The organism is Hyalangium minutum, from assembly GCF_000737315.1.
Taxonomy (GTDB): domain Bacteria; phylum Myxococcota; class Myxococcia; order Myxococcales; family Myxococcaceae; genus Hyalangium; species Hyalangium minutum.
In genome coordinates this window covers 830525-848185 of record NZ_JMCB01000001.1, presented here as the reverse complement: position 1 = coordinate 848185, position 17661 = coordinate 830525, and the positions used below count along the sequence as shown (strand labels likewise).

Annotated in this window: 10 protein-coding genes; 2 read left to right on the top strand and 8 right to left on the bottom strand. The window is 68.6% G+C overall.

All coding sequences use genetic code 11. The features are described from left to right. Position 1: 1 nt before the first annotated feature. Entirely contained in the window at positions 2 to 3784 is a 3783-nt protein-coding gene (locus DB31_RS03160) for an FAD-dependent oxidoreductase (RefSeq protein WP_044181684.1), read from the bottom strand. Between the two features lie 206 nt (positions 3785 to 3990). Here DB31_RS03160 and DB31_RS03155 point away from each other — a divergent pair, with 206 nt between their 5' ends. Next, positions 3991 to 5403 (top strand): hypothetical protein, encoded by a 1413-nt coding sequence (locus DB31_RS03155; RefSeq protein WP_044181681.1) that lies wholly within the window; start codon positions 3991 to 3993, stop codon positions 5401 to 5403. A 13-nt stretch (positions 5404 to 5416) separates the two neighbouring features. On the opposite strand, the gene DB31_RS03150 is transcribed toward DB31_RS03155, so the two are convergent. From DB31_RS03150 to DB31_RS03135, 4 genes are all read right to left on the bottom strand, one after another. Further along, positions 5417 to 6919 (bottom strand): hypothetical protein, encoded by a 1503-nt coding sequence (locus DB31_RS03150; RefSeq protein WP_157231776.1) that lies wholly within the window; start codon positions 6917 to 6919, stop codon positions 5417 to 5419. Beyond that, positions 6912 to 8486 (bottom strand): bifunctional glycosyltransferase/class I SAM-dependent methyltransferase, encoded by a 1575-nt coding sequence (locus DB31_RS49555; RefSeq protein WP_063769181.1) that lies wholly within the window; start codon positions 8484 to 8486, stop codon positions 6912 to 6914. Before DB31_RS49555 ends, DB31_RS03150 begins: the two co-directional genes overlap by 8 nt. Positions 8487 to 8604: 118 nt before the next feature. Next, the gene (locus DB31_RS03140; RefSeq protein ID WP_044181675.1) at positions 8605 to 9066 is read right to left on the bottom strand and encodes a hypothetical protein; all 462 of its coding nucleotides are present in this window, start codon (positions 9064 to 9066) and stop codon (positions 8605 to 8607) included. Further along, positions 9063 to 11306, bottom strand: coding sequence for a glycosyltransferase (locus DB31_RS03135; protein WP_044181674.1), 2244 nt, complete (start codon positions 11304 to 11306; stop codon positions 9063 to 9065). The genes DB31_RS03140 and DB31_RS03135 overlap by 4 nt, the downstream gene beginning before the upstream one ends. Before the next feature lie 42 nt (positions 11307 to 11348). On the opposite strand from DB31_RS03135, the gene DB31_RS03130 reads away from it, so the two are divergent. Then, positions 11349 to 12449 (top strand): glycosyltransferase family 4 protein, encoded by a 1101-nt coding sequence (locus tag DB31_RS03130; protein ID WP_240486493.1) that lies wholly within the window; start codon positions 11349 to 11351, stop codon positions 12447 to 12449. Positions 12450 to 12562: 113 nt separating this feature from the next. On the opposite strand, the gene DB31_RS03125 is transcribed toward DB31_RS03130, so the two are convergent. The 3 genes from DB31_RS03125 to DB31_RS03115 form a co-directional block, all read right to left on the bottom strand. Further along, a complete protein-coding gene (locus DB31_RS03125) occupies positions 12563 to 13903 on the bottom strand; it encodes a hypothetical protein (RefSeq protein WP_052419672.1) in 1341 nt (446 codons plus the stop codon). Then, positions 13893 to 15302, bottom strand: a complete 1410-nt coding sequence (locus tag DB31_RS47740) for a hypothetical protein (RefSeq protein WP_157231774.1) — start codon at positions 15300 to 15302, stop codon at positions 13893 to 13895. The genes DB31_RS03125 and DB31_RS47740 overlap by 11 nt, the downstream gene beginning before the upstream one ends. Positions 15303 to 15428: 126 nt before the next feature. Further along, on the bottom strand, positions 15429 to 17585 hold the full coding sequence (locus DB31_RS03115; protein WP_157231772.1) for a WD40/YVTN/BNR-like repeat-containing protein: 2157 nt from the start codon (positions 17583 to 17585) through the stop codon (positions 15429 to 15431). Between the last annotated feature and the right edge of the window lie 76 nt (positions 17586 to 17661).

Below are 17661 nucleotides of genomic sequence, written 5' to 3'. Positions count from 1 at the left end.
ATCAGACGCGCTTCAGATTCGGGACCTTCAGCATCAGCCTCGCCAGGAAGACGTCGGAGATCTTCTCCAGCACCGTGTTGCCGCGCAGGCGCTGGTTCAGGTTCACGAAGTCCACCTGATCCAGCTTCTGGTCCTGGTTGAAGCACGAGAAGACCCACGTCTCCTTGCCCGTCACCGGGTCCGTGTGCTTCTGGAGGCACTGGGCGCAGATCTCCTTCATCATGCACTGCATCGGCGAGTTGATGGAGCCGATGGCCTCGTGCTCGGGCTTGAGGAAGGGCTGCAGCACGCCGTGACGCGCCTGCTGCACCGCCCGCATCATCCGGTCCGAGCCGATGGCGATGATGCGGTCCACCTCGTGCAGGGAGATGACCGGAGGCACTCCCAGCGAGCCCTCCGCGTACGCCAGCATCGCCTGGACCACGTTGCCCCGGAACGCCGTGTCCTGCGAGCGCCGCGGCTGGATGAGGTCACCCCCGTCCACGGACCAGACGATTTGATCCGTGCCAGCCTCGATCTCGTCCTGCTTGAAGCTGTCCGCCTTCGTCCGGTAGCCCGCGAAGTAGATGACGCGGCAGCCCGCGGCCTTGAGCGAGCGCGCGATGGAGAAGAGCACCGCGTTGCCCAGGCCTCCGCCCACGAGCACCACCGTCTCGTTGCGGCCAATCTCCGTGGGCGTCCCAGTGGGGCCCATGAGCACCACGGGCTCACCGGGCTTCAGCGCGGCGCACAGGCGCGACGAGGAGCCCATCTCCAGCACGATGGTCCCCATCAGCCCCTTCTCCTTGTCCACCCACGCGCCCGTGAGGGCCAGACCCTCCATGGTCAGCCGCGTGCCGTCCACCACCGGGGCCAGCCGCTCGAAGTTCTGCAGGCGGTAGAACTGGCCGGGCTCGAAGTGGCTCGCCGCGAACGGCGCCTTCACCACCACCTCCACGATGGTGGGCGTGAGGCGGTTGACGGCCACCACCGTGGCGGTGAACGCCTCGTCCAGCTTCGCGAAGTGGGAGGCCAGCTTCTCCTCGCGCTGCCCCTGGGCCTGCTCGTCCAGGAAGTCCGTCGCCGCCAGCTCCTGGGCGAAGAGGCGCGTCACCTCGGGGTACCCGTCCTTCGCGCTGGCCATGGCCTTCACCACGTTGCCCGCGTAGGTGGGGTGGTTGTCTCCGTAGAAGGAGATGAGGCGTCCGTCCTTCTGGTACGAGGTGAAGAAGCCCACCTTGGCCAGCAGATCCTCGGAGGCCTGCTCCACCGGCTTGAGCTCGAAGCGCTCGCCCGCCTCCGCCAGCTCGTGGCCCAGAAAGTACTCCTGGTTCGAGTCCAGCTTGAAGGTGCCCGGGTACTCCTTCTCATAGGTGACGTTGGGCGCGGTGCCTGCCGCCACGCAGACGGTGCGCGCGGGCAGCTCGAAGAACTCGCCGCTGCCCTTGAGCTTGCCGTCCTTTGTCACCATCCGCTCGAAGCGGATGCCACGCACCGCCCCGGACGCGTCCGGCAGCGCCTCCGCCGGGCTCATGCGCTCGATGAAGCGGATGCCCTCCTCCAGCGCCTTCACCACCTCCTCGTGGTTGAGGCGGTAGGCGGGGGACTCCGTGAGGCTGCGGCGGTACACCAGGCTCACGCCGCCCCAGCTCCGCACCAGCTTGATGAGGTCCGGGTGACGGCCCTCGGCACGGGCTTGCTCGCGCTCGGCGCGCACCGCGCGGCCGTGCTCCAGGAAGGTCTGGTAGGTGACGCGCTCCTCGGGATCCAGCCGCGCGAGGACGGCTTCCTCGCCGATGTCCGCCGCGAGCCGCTCGTGGCGCTCCAGCGAGCGCTCCACCTGCACCGGGTAATAGGCCATCAGCTCCGTGGCCGTGTCGATGCCCGTGAGGCCGCCGCCGATGACGATGGCCGGCAGTTGCACCTGGAGGTTCGCCAGCGAGTCCCGCTTGAAGGCGCCAGTGAGCTGCAGCGCCATCAGGAAGTCGCTCGCCTTGCGGATGCCCCGGATGAGGTTGTTCTTCATCCCGATGATGGTGGGGCGGCCCGCGCCCGCCGCGATGGCGATGTGGTCGAAGCCCAGCTTCCAGGCATCGTCGATGGTGAGGGTGCCACCGAAGCGCACGCCGCCGTAGATGCGCAGGTTCTCCCGGCGCGCCAGCGTCAGGTGGATGAGCGTGAGGAAGTTCTTGTCCCAGCGCACGGTGATTCCGTACTCGGACACGCCGCCGAACCCCTCGAGCACGCGATCGTCCAGCTCGCGGGTGAGCGCCTTCCAGTCGCGGATGGCCTTGAGCGGCTTGCCGTTGCGGCCCAGCAGCTCGTCATCGAAGGACTCGATCTTCAGGCCGTCCAGGCCGGTGACGCCAAAGCCCTCGTTGAGCAGGTAGTGCGCGAGCGTGTAGCCCGCAGGCCCCAGGCCCACGACGAGCACGTTGCGGCCCCGGTACGGCAGCGCGAACGGCCGACGGACGTTGAGAGGGTTCCACCGGGTGAGCAGGCCGTAGATCTCGAAGCCCCAGGGCAAGTCCAACACGTCCGTGAGGACCGAGGTCTCCGCCAGCGGAATGTTCACCGGCTCCTGCTTCTGGAAGATGCAGGCCTTCATGCAGTCATTGCAGATGCGGTGGCCGGTGCCCGGGCACATGGGGTTGTCCAGCACCACCATGGCCAGCGCGCCCACCGAGTTGCCCTCGCGCTTGAGCAGGTGCATCTCGGAGATGCGCTCGTCCAGCGGGCAGCCGGTGAGCGGAATGCCCAGCGGGTTCTTCTTGAAGGAGTGGCCCTCGGCCACCGGGTCCTTCGCCTTGAAGCCCTTGGAGCAGGAGTCCTTCTCGCGCTCGTGGCAGATGACGCAGTAGTCCACCTCGTTCATCGCGTCGCGAGGCGTGCCGCGGCGATCCGTGAGCTTGAAGCCGTCGCGGTGGCGCAGGTGCTCCTCGGGGCCCTCGGCGATCTCCGGCAGGTTCGGGTCTGGCCGGTGCAGCTGCACGAGCTGGTCGAACACCAGCGGCTTGGGCAGCCGGTGCGTGGGCCAGGTGTGGAACAGCTCCTTCTGCTCCGGGTGGAGCGCGCGCGCGAATGTCCAGCGATCCGCCAGCGAGAGCAGGGCACGCACGGACTGCAGCTCCGCGGCGTCATCGCCCTGGGTGACGAGGCTGGAGCCGAAGGCCTCCTTGCCCTCGGGCGTGGTGAGCAGGGCGGCGCGCAGGGCCGTCCAGCGCTCGCGCAGGGCCGGAGCCGTGTCCTGCTTGTCGGCGGGCAGGGCGCCGGAGAAGAGGCGCTCCAGGTCCATCAGCGTGAGGATGGACTCGGCCAGGCAGCGCTCCAGGTCCCCGGAGGCCATGGCCTGCGGGAAGCCGAGCTGCAGCATCAAGCGCATCCGGGCGTCCAGCGAGGGGAACTCAGCGAGCGTGGGCCGGTCCGGGGCGCCCTTCTTGAAGACGCGGCGGGTGATGAAGTCGCGCTTGAAGTCGAACAGGGGCAGCTCGCCCGTGAGGCGGCGGGCCAGGTCCTGCTGATCGCCCTCGATGTTGAAGAGGCGGGCGAGGAAGCGGGACACGTGCCGGGAGACGCGGATGAGCAGGTCCGACTGGGCCGGGCCGGTGAGGTGGGTGCCGCCGGACTTCCGGTACGCGTCAAAGGCCTGGAAGAGCTCGGGCTCGTGCTCGGTGAGCCAGGCGTCGAAGCGCTCTGCGAGCCGGCGCAGCCCGCGGGGACGGTAGAGGTCCTCGAAGGTGAACCCGGGGAGGCCCAGGGTCAGCGTGGGGCTTGAGTCAGGAGGCAGAGCAGTCGGAGCGCGCATATCTCGGGGGTGTCAGGGCTAACCTGGGAAAACGAGCCCAGCGGAATGCCTATTTCGCGGCCCGGGGGCCGGAAAGCAAGCAGGCTGGACACTCTGCATCGCCTGGGCCGATGGGAGCGATTCTGCTGGCTTTCATGAGGGCGCCTGCCAGCCGGGCGAGGGTGCTACAAAGGCGCGCCCTGCCTCCAGAATCTCCAGGAGTGAATGTGTCCACCGAGCAAGCCCCGGCCACCCCTCGCGCTGACGCGGGGTTCGTTGCCTCCCCGCTCACCGAAGGGTGGGGGCTGGCCGCCGGGTGTCTGGCCGCGGCCACGGTGCTGGGACTGACGCTGCAGCTTACCAACGGCAACCTCCGGGAGGACGCCATCCTAGGCCTCACGCGGGCGCTCGCGCTGGCGCTGGGGGGCATTGCCGCCTCGCGGCTCGGGCGGTGGACGCCCCGGGTAGAGGCGGTGCTCGCGGTGCTCCTGGGCGGCGCGCTGCTGCTCCAACTGGAGGCGCTGGTGCAGGAGCACCCGGGCATGTACCTGCGGCTCGGGGGGCCATGGCCTTATGCGCCGATGTACCTGAGGCTGGCCGCGGAGGCGCTCATCGCGGGGGCGCTGCTGGCGGGCTCGGAGCGAGCGCGGTGGTGGCTGGTGCTGGCGCTGCTGGCGGTGCACTTCTCCCTGGGCGTGTGGCTGCTGCGCACCTCGCCGTCGCCGTGGATCGACGTCTTCGTCTTCGAGACGCAAGGCGTGCAGGCCCTCCTCCAGGGACAAAACCCGTACGCCATGACGTTCCCCAACATCTATGGAGACGGCGGGTTCTATGGAGAGGGGCTGGTGGAGAATGGGCGGCTGCTGTTCGGCTTTCCCTATCCCCCGCTGAGCCTCTACTTCTCCACGCTGGGCAAGGTGCTGGGAGGGGATCCGCGCTTCGCCAAGCTCGTGGCCATCACCCTGGCGGCGGGGCTGATGGCGTATGCCCGGGGAGGCCGGCTGGGGGCGGGGGCGGCGGCGCTGCTGCTGCTGACACCGCGAGGGCTCTTCGTGCTGGAGCAGGCGTGGACCGAGCCCTTCCTCATCTTCCTGCTCGCGGCCACGGTGTTCAGCGCGTGCCGGTTCCCCCGTGCGCTCCCCTATGTGTTCGGTCTGCTGCTGGCGGTGAAGCAGTACACCGTCTTCATGCTGCCGCTGCTGCCGCTGCTAACGCCTCTGCGAGGGCGGCAGCTCTGGGGGCTGATCTGGCGAGCGGGGGCGACCGCGGTGGCGGTGAGCCTGCCGCTCATCGTCATCAACGTGCCGGCGTTCATTCGGAGCGCGGTGACGCTGCAGCTGCGCCAGCCCTTCCGGATGGACGCGCTGAGCTATCTATCGTGGTGGGTGACGCAGGGGCACCCGCAGCCGCCGGTGTGGATCGCCTTCGCGGCGGTGGCCGTGGCCACGGTGCTGGTGCTCTGGAAGGCGCCTCGGACGCCCGCGGGCTTCGCGGGGGGCGTCGCGTTCGTTTACGCCATCTTCTTCGCGTTCAACAAGCAGGCCTTCTCGAACTACTACTACTTCGTGGTGGGTGCGCTCTGCATCGCGGCGGCGGCGCATGTTCCCGTGGAGCCGCCAGCCTCGAAGCCTCGGGACTGAGCGGCTGCCCGCGTTACTCGAGGACGACAGCCCCGCCCACAGGCCCTGCGTAGCGCAGCCTGCGCACGGGGACGCCCTGAGGGCAGTCCCAGCCCGCGCACAGGCCCAGGCGCACGTTCTGGCAGGCCGGGGTGGTCTGCGCCACGTAGCCGAGCGAGGGCGGGAAGAGGGCGGTGCGGTTCTCCAGGAACACCTGGCCCTGGGCCTCCTCGCAGAGGCGGTGCACCACCGTTTGCTGCGCGGAGAGCGGGACGGAGTAGTGGATGCCCTGGGTGCCTCCGCGCTCCCGGATGTAGCGCATCCAGGCCACGTTCATGGCGAACTGTCCGCACGCCACGAGGAGCACGGCCCCTGTGGCCACCGCGCCCCAACGTGGGATCCGATCGCGCAGCACATGCAGGGCACCCGCCACGCCCACGGCGATCAGCCACCAGGAGGGGAACTGGTAGTGCGGCTCCCGGTTCAATTGGCGGTAGGTGTAGAAGGCCGCGTAGCCGAGCCAGCTCAGGACGGCGAGCCACGCCACCCGGCGCTGCTCGGTCTGCCTCGCGCCCAGGGTGAAGAGGAGGCCGAGGCCGCTCAACACCATGAGGGCGGTCACGCTCCACTGGGCGTGCTCCAGGAGCCAGCGCCCGGGGTTGCCTACCCACTGCAGGAAGTCGGGCCACGCCTGATCGAAGAAGTAGCCGATCTCCCACGTGGAGGCGACGCGGGCGGGTTGGAGCAGGTGCTCGCCCAGGACGCCCCATGAGAAGGGGCCCGAGACAGGCGGCGGCTGGGGCGGGTGCTCGCGGAGGAAGCCCAGGTACGGCACGTTGACCAGCAGGGCGCAGGCGAGCACGGGCCCGAGCGTGACCAGCACGCCCTTCGGCTGCCAGCGCTGCTCGAAGGCCAGGACGAGGCAGGTGAGCGCCACCAGCGGCAGCACCATCAAGTGCGAGGAGAGGGCGAGTCCGACCACCAGCCCGAGCGCCACCCGCCGCACCCATCCCAGCGAGCCCGGGAGGCACAGCAGCGCCACGGTCAGGGAAGCGCAGACGTTGACCATCTGGTCCCACGCCAAGCGCGACCAGAAGAACTGGTAGGGCGAGGCGGCGATGAACGCCAGCATGGCTGCCAGGAACCAGGCGTCCTCCCGGAACGACCGGGTCAGGGCCACGGCGACCGCGAGGTGCGCGAGCGTCACCAGGAGACACATCGCGAGGATGCTCGTCTGGGGCGCGGAGCCGAAGAGCCAGTGGACGACGCCGTAGAACCACAGGACGGTGGGCCCGTAGGTGGTGCCCTGCGTGCCTTGGATCGGCGAGGCGGAGACCCAGTGCCCGGTGAGGACCTGGCCGCGTGCCGCCGTGAGGAAGAAGGGCTCGTCGAGGATGAAGGAGACGAGCTCGAAGTTCGCGAGCCGGTAGAACAGCATCGCGAGGGATAGCAGTACGGCCAGCAGCTTCAGCCAGGTCCAGGCGGCGGAGCGGGGAGGATGCAGCGGGCCCCCCATTTTCCACGCGGACTCACGCATGGCGGCGCGGCTTCTTGGGAGCCTTCGCCTTGGAGGAGGAAGGCGCCTCGCGGGGCTGCTGGGCCTCGCGCAGGCGCTGGGTGCGCTGAGCGCTGCGCTCCTTCGAGTCCTTGAGGACGAAGCTCACGTCGGGCGTGGTCTCGGCCTCGACGTAGATCTGGTACGAGAAGAGCGTCTTGCTCAGCCGGATCAGCGCCATGTTCGCCCCAAGGGCCGCCTTGCCGAGCACGCCGTTGCCGAGCACCTTGGGGAACGGTGCGGGGACGCCGCGGATCTCCTTGATGCGGAAGCCGTTGTCGCGCAGCAGGTGGCGCAGGCTGCGGAAGGTGAACAGGCGCGTGTGCGTCCGGTCCAGGATGCCGGCCTTGCCGTAGTTGAACTGCCCCGCGAGCAGCATGAGCCGCTGGACGATGAAGCCGATGTTGGGCGTGGTCAGCACCAGCTTCCGAGGCGTGTAGTCGAACTGCTGGCGCAGCTCGGCGAGGAACTGCTCGGGATCCTTGAGGTGCTCGATGACGTCCAGCAGGAGCAGGTGATCGTAGTCGCGGACGTTGAAGCGCAGCGGCTCGTCCAGGTTCTGCACGTGGATCTGGATATGCGGATCGGGATTCTCGGGCGGGTGCTGGTCCACCACGGCGGTGGTGCAGCCCTTGCTCACGAGCTGAGCGGCGATGCCTCCCGGCCCAGCGCCGATGTCCAGCACCTTGGCCCCCGGAGGCACCGCGTCCAGCGCCCACGAGTGGCTGCTCGCGTAGCCCAGCTTGAGATCGTAGTGCCGGTTGTCGTGGCTGATCGGATCGTAGCGGCGCTGGTAGAGCAGACCCGCGCGGTGGAGGACGTTGCGCATCGTGGCCAGCGTCACGTCCTTGGCGTACTTCATCCCGTTCACCCGGGAGATCTCGGTGCCGTAGTAGGTGGGGATGGGCAGCTCCAGGATGCGCGCCTGGGCGTTGAGCAGCTGGAGGATGATCTCCGTGTCGAAGTGGAAGTCGTTCGAGTTGAGCTGGAAGGGGATGCGGCGCAGCGCCGCCACCGAGTAGATGCGGTAGCCGCTGTGGAACTCGGACAGGCGCGTGCCCAGCAGCGCGTTCTGCACGGTGGTGAGGATCTTGTTCCCCACGTACTTGTAGAGCGGCATGCCGCCCTTGAGCGCCCCGAAGCGGCTCAGCATCCGGCTGCCGAAGACAGCGTCCGCCTCGCGCGCGTGCAGAGGCTCCATCAGCCGAGGCAGCTCCTCGGGGGCGTACTGCCCGTCGCCGTGCACCATGGCGACGAAGTCGAACCCTTCCGCGATGGCGTAGGAGTAGCCGACCTTCTGGTTGCCGCCGTAGCCCTGGTTGTGCTCGTTGCGCAGCACCGTCATCCGGATGTCCGGATGGTTCTCCTGGTACTCGCGGCCGATCTCGAAGGTCCGGTCCTGGGAGGCGTCGTCGACGACCAGCACCTCGCACGCGTACTGCTCGAAGATCGAGGCGGGGATGCGCTCGAGCACCCAGCGCAGGGTGGACTCGGCGTAGTAGGCGATGACGAAGATGAGCAGCCGCGGCTGCTGGGACGGCGCGGTCATGTGGGAGTGCCTCGGAGGGGTCTATAGCCGCCCGGTGCCGGGCGCTTCAAGCTGGGCGGAGTGGCTCGTACTCAGAGGAGACGGCCCTTGCCCTCCTGCTCGTCCCGCGGGCGGGAGCCTACTTGGGGGTCTTGGGCCGGCGGGGACGCACGGGGACGATGGGGGGCTCGGGCGGAGGGGTGGCGGACGCCTGGGCGGCCCTCAGCTCCTCCACTTCGCGCCGCAGGCGGAGGACCTCGGCGGAGAGCTGGGCGTAGGAATCCCGGACGTGGCCGTTGAAGACGCGCTGGCGGGAGAGCGTCTCGTTGATGAGCACCTGGCACGTCTTGCGGAAGGCCCACTTGGCCACCACGACGAGCTGGCCCACGCCGCCCCGGTGCGTGTGCAGCGGCATCGGCTGCGTGGGGTCCGCGTGCTCCTCCAGGGACTGGAGGTAGAAGGACAGCGGGTCCACGCGGGGCTCCACGCCCTCTTCAGGCACTTCGGAGGCCTCGGAGGTGGGGAGGCCTCGCGAGCGCAGGCGCTCCTCGATACGGGTGATCAGCTCACGCGCGGGGATGTCTCGGCCCAACAGCTTCATGAGTGCTTCTCCTCGAGGATGCGATCCAGCTCTTCCTGGTAGGCGGCCACCACCTTCGTCCAGGAGTATTTCTTCGCGTAGGCGAGGCCCTTCTGGCCCATGGTGGCTCGCTCGGTGCCCACCTCGCGCAGGCCGTGGATGAACGACTCCAGATCCTTGTACGCCCGGCCGGCCCCGCTGCGCTCCACTTGGCCCACCAGCACGTCGGAGTGTCCATTGACGAGCACCGGCGTCGACTGGGCGAAGGCCTCCAAGGTGAGCAGCGACAGGCTCTCGAAGCGCGAGGGCACCACCACCGCGAGCGCTCCGGCCAGGGCGTCGTGCTTGTCCTGTTCGTCGATGCGGCCCACGTAGCGCACGCCCTCGCCGGACAGGTCCATGTGGGCCTCACCCGCGAGGACGAGGTCCGGCGCGTCCGCGTACCGGTCCTTCAGTGCGCGGTGGTGCGAGAGCAGCTCGGGGATGCCCTTTCCGGGCTCCAGGCGGCCCACGTAGAGCAGGTAGGGGCGGTGGATGCCGTGCTTCTCGCGGAAGTTCTGGGGCGTGGCCTTGGGCCGGTCCACTCCCACGCCAACGACCCGGGCGCGCGCGTGCTTCGGGTAGAAGCGCTCGATGAGGGAGACTTCCTCTGGGGTGTTGCACATGAGAACGCGGGGACGCTCGAAGACGTCCGCGTAGGTGCCGAAGCGGATGGGGGGCTCGTCGTGCGCGGTGGGCACGAGCATCGTCCGGTTCGCCACCATGGGCAGGCCCCAGACGGTGGGCGCGTAGAGATAGGTGAAGAAGACGAAGGCGTCGTAGGCGTCCCGGGCCGTCTCGAGGTGCGAGAGCAGGGCGGGGGACAGCGGGCCCTGCTCGGCCACCCAGTGCTCCTCGCGGAGCCGCTCGTTGGGCCGGTTGAAGACGGTGTTGGACAGGGCGTTGAAGGGGCGGATGTTGCGCGTGCGTGTCACCGGGAAGCGCAGCACCGGCAGCCCGTCCACCTCGTCGGGCCCCGGCGGGAAGACGTTCTCCCAGGAGAGGTGGTTCTTCGCGCAGGTGGTGAGGAGCGTGAGGTCCCAGTGAGGCGCGAGGTGCTCGGCGAGCTGCTGGGCGTGGCGCTCGGCGCCTCCCGTCACCTCGCCGTAGCGCTGCACCACGATGCCCACGCGGGGGCGCTTCGGCTTTCGGGCAGGCCGGCGAGGCTTGGGGCGGGGAGAGGCCGTTTCGCCGAGTGCCTTGGTGAGGGCCTGCTGGCTGTTCTCCGCGGAGAAGTGGGCGAGGCGCCGGGCCTGGCCTTGGAGCAGGCGCTGGCGCAGGTCGGTGTTCTCGGTGACCTCGACGACCAGCTCGGAGAGGAAGGAGAAGTGCTTCTGATCGAAGGCGATGCCCGCACCGCCGAGTGTTTCCGGCACGGCGGCGGCGCCGAAAGCGAGCACAGGCACCTCGGCAGCCATGGCCTCGACGAGCGGGACGCCGAAGCCCTCGTGCTCGCTCATGGAGACGAAGACCTGCGCGGAGCGGTAGGCAGCGACGAGCTCCGAGTGGCTCAGCCGGCCCAAGAAGTAGACGCCGGGCAGGCTCTTGGCGGTGCGCTGCAGAGACTTGAAGTAGCGGCTGCCGGGCTCGTAGCCGCCGACAAGCAGGAGGCGGGCATCGGGGCGCAGGCGCACCAGCTCCGCGTGGAGCGCGAGGAGATCCTCGAAGCGCTTGTGGGGGGCCACGCGGCTCACGCTGAGGACCGTGGGGCTGGGGCCTTGGAGGCGCTGGAGGAGGGCGGGGTCCGCGTTGGCCAGGGAGAAGCGGTCGGGCTCGATGAAGAGTGGGACGGTGTGGACCTTGCGGTAGCCGGCGGCGCGCAGCTCCGCGCTGTTGAAGTCCGAGACGCCGATGGCCACCTCCACGAAGGGAGCCATGGCGGCGAGCTGGGCACGGCCGGAGGTGAGGGCCTCGGCCAGCGGGGTGCCGGTGTAGAAGCGGGCGGGGCTGATGTTGTGGAAGACGAGCCCGCGGCGGCAGGGCAGGTGCATCAGGAGGCCGCTCAGCGGGGAGGCAATGCCGTGGTGGTAGAGGACGAGGTCCTCGGGGGTGGGGCGGAGGGCTGAGACGGGGTTTGCGAGGGACTCGAGGCCAGCGCCCACTTCGCCCGCGTAGAGCTCGCCGAAGTGGCCCATGCGGCGCAGGAGCAGCTGCAGGTGCAGCGCGGCCTGGCCGGTGGCATCACCCGGGACGAAGCTGGGAATCAGCTGATGGACTGCCATGGGGCGCCTTGCCTATCACAGGCCCGTGGTATGAGGCGCCCCGTGTCCATCGGGCCCATTGCTTTCGACGCGAGCCTCTGGGACGAGCCCACCACGGGGATCGGTCTCTACACCCGGTGTCTGGCCTCCTCCCTGGAGGGATTCGGAGTGACCCTGGAGCGCTTCGGCGCTCGGGTATCAGGCGAGCACCCTCGGGGACAGATGGGCCGCACGGGCTATGCGCTGGCCCACCTTCCGAGGGACCTGAGGGCATCACAGGCGCGGCTGTTCCACGCACTGGGCAACTTCAACCTCCCGCTCACGCGCGTACCCGGCAAAGCGTACGTCGTCACCGTGCATGATCTGCTCCCGTTGACGATGCGGGAGACGGTGTCCACGGCGTTCCGGTGGCAGTTCCGCCTGTGGCTGTCGCGCAGCCTGAGGGTCGCCGACCGGGTGATCTGTGTCAGCGCTCATACGGAGGATGAACTCCTCGCGCGTTTCCCCGAGGCAACCGGGCGCACGCTGGTGGTGCACAACGGCGTGGATCATGTGGACGCCGAGCGACTGGACCTCACGGGCGAGGCGTTCGTGCGGGCGCTGGCGCTGCCCAAGGACTTCGTGCTGTACGCGGGCTCGCTGGACGTGCGCAAGAACGTGAGCCTGGTACTGGACGCGCTGGAGCGCCTGAGGGCTCAGGGGAAGAAGGCGTCGCTGGTGCTGGCGGGGCAGAGCTGGTTTGGCTCGGGTCCGGTGGAGACGCGGGTGGGGCGGATGCGGGCAGAGGGCTTCGACATCCGCCCGCTGGGTTACCAGTCCGCTCCGGTCTTCTACGAGCTGATGCGGCGCGCGGCGGTCTTCGTGTTTCCGTCCCTAGGGGAAGGGTTCGGGCTGCCCCCGCTGGAGGCCATGCGACTGGGGACGGCCACGATCGTCTCGAATGCAGGCGCGTTGCCGGAGGTGTGTGGCGATGCGGCGCCTGCGGTTCGCCCGGATGACGCGGAAGGGTTGGCGGAGGTGATCGACCAACTTCTGCGCTCACCCGAGGAGCGGCGCAGCTGGGCGGAGAAGGGGCGGCGGCGCGCCGAGCAGTTCACCTGGAAGCGTGCCGCCGAGCGGACCTTGGAGGCGTACGAGTCCGCACTCGCGCAGGTGGGGGGATAGATCCTGCCAGCGGCGATCGCATCCCAAAACTACGGTGAAGAAGCGCGTACCACCGGCCCTTGCCGACCAGATGTCCGTAGGCACGGTGCCCCACGGCGCGTTTGCAGCACGACTCAATGTGCGTGAGAACCAGCGAGGCGCTGGGCGGTGAGGAAGAACTGGGAGCAGGAGAAGTCCAGCGGGGCCTCCGGTCCCTGGAGGGCATGGCGAGCGCGAAGGAAGGGCAGCCAGGCTCTGTCACCCACCACCACGGCGGCCTCCTCCAGCTCCTTTCGCGGCACCCAGCGGCCGCCAAGCACATCCACCAGGTAGCGGCCCAGGAAGGCGCCCAGCGCGGGAATGAGGGTCTCTCGCTGCTGCTGGGAGAGGTTCTTGGCTAAACCGGAGTGCCACAGGTGCCAGTCGAGGCGAGGCAAGGCCTCCAGGGTGCCTTCTGTGACTTGGGGCACATCCGAGTGGAACAGGGCAATGAGCTGCTCGGCGTAGAGGTGCTCGTAGGTGTCGATGGAGGCCTTCACATCGTCTACATCCGGGGCGGGGGCTTGGGAGGCAGGGAGCCACTCGGAGACGGCGGGAGGGCGGTAGCGGTTGAATCGCTCGACATTCTTGCGCTTGCCGCCGAGCACGCCCTGGAAGTCCACCTCCAAGCGCAGAATGTCGGCAACGTCCGGGTCGAACTCCATGGGGATGGAGGTGAGCTCGAGCGAGCGTTGGCGGAGGGTCGCCAGAGTGGAGTCCAGGCTGAGCTCCGGGCGGAGGTGGACGAGGGCGCGAGCCTGGGCGAGGCGGGCCTCTTCGGAGTCGAAGTCAGCGGGAGTGGGACGGGTGAGCCAGAGGACGGCGCCACCGGGCAGTTCCTCCATCTGAGTCGCTGGGACCGACAGCAGGCGCTCGCGGCCGATGGCCTGCACCATGGTCGGGCCGTACACGTTGAGCCAGAAGACCTCAGGGATGGGCATGGCCACGCTCGTGCCCTGCAGGCGCGGATCAGTTCCCAGGCTGAGATCCGTGAAGCTGTGTCCCAATCCGAAGGACAGCGGGAGGCAGGAGGCCAGCGCACGGACAAAGGAGACGAGTTGTCCAGTTCGCCTCTGGAGCTGTTCGGGCTCCTGGACGAATGCAAAGGGGCTGATCCTCAGATCGATGCCGCAGCCTGGGCTCTGGCCTTCAAAGGTATTGAGCCACAAGCTGACCTGCGGTGGCACTGAGCGTGTGAGGTTGATGCTGTGGCCGTTGAGGGCAAAGGACTCGGCGAGCCGCTTGCGGAGCGTCCTGCGCGAGTACGGGAGGCGCCGGGTTGTCAGGTACATGCTGTCCGGGCGAAGTTCCGGTTCAAGCGCCTCGATGACATCGAGCACGGGCTCCAATCCATCGAAGCCCTGGGCCAAGGGCCGGGCGGGAGAGACGAGGGCGAGGATGAAGTCGTCCTGCTTGTTCCACGCGTCAGGGGTCATGGAAGTGGAGGGCGGCTCCTCTCGATCGCGCATACTGGGAGAGCCCTGTTCGGATGGGAGGAGGCACCAGCTTCCCGTCATAGACGATATGCGCCTGGGAGATCTCCACCTTCTGCTGGAAGAGGGGGTGGCCGGGCCTGCGCACCTCCACGACGCCGCTGTACTTGGCTTGGACCTCTTGGAGATCCGCCCTGTACTGTCTGAGGGCCTCATCAACGCTCAGAGTCGAGAAGTTGCGTTGTTTATTGCTGAAGGTGTGGACGGAAGGGCGGAGGCCCGGGCCGAGGGTGGCTTGGTCTACGGCGAGCTGATCCACATAGACGGGATGGGCCCGGCTCTCGAGCTGGAGACCTGTATTGTCGGTAATCAGAGGCTGTTTCATGTCCGGCAGCCATACCGTCGAGCCTTTTGAGGAGCCTGGTTGCTGGAGCTTCCGTGTGACGCTCCGCTGAAATTCCAGCGATCGCTGGAACCTATCGAGCAGGGCCGAGTAGCTGTCCCAGGCGAGCGGGGGTTTGGCTTCGAGCGCTCTCGGGGGAAGAGGGCGTGTACCGGCCAGTTCCTCGTAGCATCGGTGCCAGTAGGCCACGTAGCTGGTCCAGCGCGGGTGGTCTGCCTGTACCCCCGGAGGCGGCTGGGAAGCAGAGGGACGGTAACGCGTGAGCGCTTCTAGACGTGGCGGGTGGCGTGCGGCTGTCGCGAGGGCCTCCTCCTCTACGATACGGGCCTCGAGCGCTGGGAGTTCTTCCGCCGCCAGGCGTACCTCCAGGCCCGCCACGGCCAGTCTCCCGGCTTCCACCGGAGCGACCGACGTCTCGGCTGCCAATGCTCTGGCTTCCGCTACCGCCGCCTCGGTCCCTGCGGCTCCCACTGCGCCGCGCTTGAGGACGGTGCCCACCAGCAGGACGTCGAGCACAGCGGAGACGGTGGTATTGCTCACGTGCTGGAGCATGGCCGCCCTGGAGAAGCTATCGGCCATCACCTGCCGCAGGCGCAGGCCCCCCTCTCCTCGCGAGGGCAGGAACTCGTCCAGCTTGTGCCACTGCACCACGCAGGCTGGCAGGGACCCGCAGGCAATCCCGAGGGACTGTTTGGCCATCTCCATGCCCGTGCGGCTGACTGCAGTCTCCAACTGCCCGAAGAGGGCCTGTGCACGAGGATTGCCCGCCAGGGCGTCTCCGTACACGCGCTCGAGGTGCGAGGCGCGGTAGACGAGGAGAACCGCGGAGCGGTCTCCCAGCAGAGTGCCATCCTCGTCGCAGTACAGGGAGTAGTCGAAGGGCGGAGCAATGTCCTTCTGAAGTTCCTCAAGGGGAACGGCCTTGGGCTCGGAGCAGGATCCGCCCAGCAACACGGAGGACAGCAGGACGAGGATCGCCAGAGAGGGCAGGCGCGGCATGGAGACGAGCCTGTCAGCGCGTGTCGTCACCGGAAAGGACCTGCCGCGCGTAGCGGTCAAGCCGACCCGCCGGGTCAAGTGGCTCCTGGGCCCCCAGTAAGGATGGCTTCGCCGCGCCCCGCGCGCTCAGGGCTTGTGGAAGATGGCCGTGTCTCCGCCCACCCACACGTCCGTGGTGGAGGAGGACCACCCTGCAGTCAGTGCACGGCGAGTGCCCGTGGACACGCGGCTCCACTGCGTCCCATTGAAGTGCAGCAGCGTGCCGCCCGCCCCCGCCGCCCAGACATCCGCGGGCCCGGTACCCCACAGTGCGTTCAGCGTGGACGTCGTACCGCTCGAAGCTGGGAGCCAGGCTGTCCCGTTGTAGCGGAGCAGGATGCCACCCGCTCCAGCCGCCCAGATGTCCGTAGGGCTGCTCCCCCACACGGTGCGCAGTGACGAGCTCGTGCCCGAGTTCATGCCGGTCCACGCCGTTCCGTCCCACCGCATGATGGTGCCCGAGTCGCCCACCGCGACCGCCATTCCGGGGCTCACCCACACATCGTGCAGCGTCGCCCCCGCGCCCGTCGGCTGCGGCGTCCACCCGGCCGCTGTCCGATGCAAGGCCGTGCCGGACTCACCCACGGCCCACACGTCCGTCTCCGACGAGCCGTGGATGCCGTAGAGGCTGCTGGCATTCCCATCGAGTTCCTTCGTGAAGGCCGTGCCATTCCAGAGATAGATGACGTTGTCCGAGCTGGAGATGCCCTCGAACACCACCCACGTGGCCGTCGGCGAGGCCGTATAGACGCCCTCGCTGTTGTCATCGAACGTGTCCGCCTTCAGCTCTCGCCAGCCCCCGCCGTTCCAGAACAGTGCATTGCCCTCGGTGTCCACCGCCCACACGTTCGTAGCCGAGCTGCCGTGGATGTCCCGGACCTCTCCCAGCAGGCGCGTCGGCACCTTCGTCGTCCACGAGGTGCCGGACCACCGCTGGATCAGGCCATTCGCGCCCAGGAGCCACACGTCCTCGGGCGCCGTGCCTGCGAGGACGCCATCGCGCCCCACGCTCGTCTCCCGCCAGGTGTTCCCGTTCCACAGGTAGCGCGAGTCCTCGCCCACCGTGAGCACGTGATTCGGTGCCGCCGCGAAGATGTGGAACAGCTGATCCGGTCCGTAGAAGCTCTGCGACATCCCCTGCGGCGTGAGCCGGTACACGGCCCCGTAATCCAGGCAGAAGAGGCAGGGGTCATCCGAGGTCACCGCCCACACGTCCTGCGGACCCGTGCCCGTCACCTCGTAGAGATCCTCGGAGACGCCTCCATCCAGCGAAGAGGTGCTCACGGTGGTCAGGCCGCTGCCGTCATGGCGCATGACCAGGCCCGCGTTGCCCACCATCCAGACATCGTTCGGGCCGCTGCCCCACACGTCTCGCACGTCCCTCGCGGTGCCCGCGTCCAGCTTCTGGAAGCCACTGCCCTGGTTGCGCAGCAGCGTGCCCTTGGCGCCCACCGTCCACACGTCCGCCACGCTCGCGGCCCACACGGACAGCAGGTTCTGAGGCGTGCCCGCGTCCAGCTTCTGGAAGCCGCTGCCCTGGTTGCGCAGCAGCGTGCCCGTGTCGCCCACGGCCCACACGTCATTCGCTGCCGTCGCATGCACGCCGCGCAGCGGGGCGAGTGTCCCGCTGGTCACCTGGGACCACTTCGTTCCATCCCAGTGCTGGACGTGCCCCTCCTCGCCCACCGCCCACCCGTCATCCGCCGCGCGGAAGTGCGCGCCATAGATCGTGTTGCCGTGCGGCAGCGGGTACTCCCAGCACCAGCCATCCACGGTGCAATAGCGCTCGGCGGAGGGGATGCCGCACGTGTTGGCCTGGCCTCGCGCGCCACAGACCTCCGGCTCCGGGCACGTGCCGCAGGAGACGAACCCACCGCAGCCGTCAGGCGCGACGCCGCACTCGCCCTCTTCGAAGGTGCACTGCGTGCGGGGCTTGCAGCCGCACACGTTGGCTTTGCCTCCGCCTCCGCATGTGGAGGGGGCCACGCACGTGCCGCAGTTCAGCGTTCCTCCGCATCCGTCACTGGCCACTTCGCCGCAGTCGAAGCCGAGCTGCTGACACGTCTTCGGCTGGCATCCACCCCCATCTGGGTTTTCTGGGGGAGGCGGCACAGGCTCCGAGGGTTCCCCATCGATGCAGGCCACTGTCAGCGAGAGGACGGTCAGGCACAGCACCCCCGGCCACGCCCGCCGATGGGCCGCACGCGTCGCGTCAAAGGCAGAAGTGGGAGCGGGGCCGCGCATGAATCCTCCTGGGCAGAACCTGCGGGGGGCAGGGCCGTGCCTGTATTGCCGCGAACAGGAGGGCTTGGATCGAAGC

Bases quoted from the DNA above. Each gene is read 5' to 3' on its own strand.
- DB31_RS47740 (WP_157231774.1), bottom strand. From the start codon at position 15,302: ATGCCGCGCCTGCCCTCTCTGGCGATCCTCGTCCTGCTGTCCTCCGTG.
- DB31_RS49555 (WP_063769181.1), bottom strand. From the start codon at position 8,486: ATGACCGCGCCGTCCCAGCAGCCGCGGCTGCTCATCTTCGTCATCGCC.
- DB31_RS03160 (WP_044181684.1), bottom strand. From the start codon at position 3,784: ATGCGCGCTCCGACTGCTCTGCCTCCTGACTCAAGCCCCACGCTGACC.
- DB31_RS03140 (WP_044181675.1), bottom strand. From the start codon at position 9,066: ATGAAGCTGTTGGGCCGAGACATCCCCGCGCGTGAGCTGATCACCCGT.
- DB31_RS03135 (WP_044181674.1), bottom strand. From the start codon at position 11,306: ATGGCAGTCCATCAGCTGATTCCCAGCTTCGTCCCGGGTGATGCCACC.
- DB31_RS03115 (WP_157231772.1), bottom strand. From the start codon at position 17,585: ATGCGCGGCCCCGCTCCCACTTCTGCCTTTGACGCGACGCGTGCGGCC.
- DB31_RS03150 (WP_157231776.1), bottom strand. From the start codon at position 6,919: ATGCGTGAGTCCGCGTGGAAAATGGGGGGCCCGCTGCATCCTCCCCGC.
- DB31_RS03125 (WP_052419672.1), bottom strand. From the start codon at position 13,903: ATGACCCCTGACGCGTGGAACAAGCAGGACGACTTCATCCTCGCCCTC.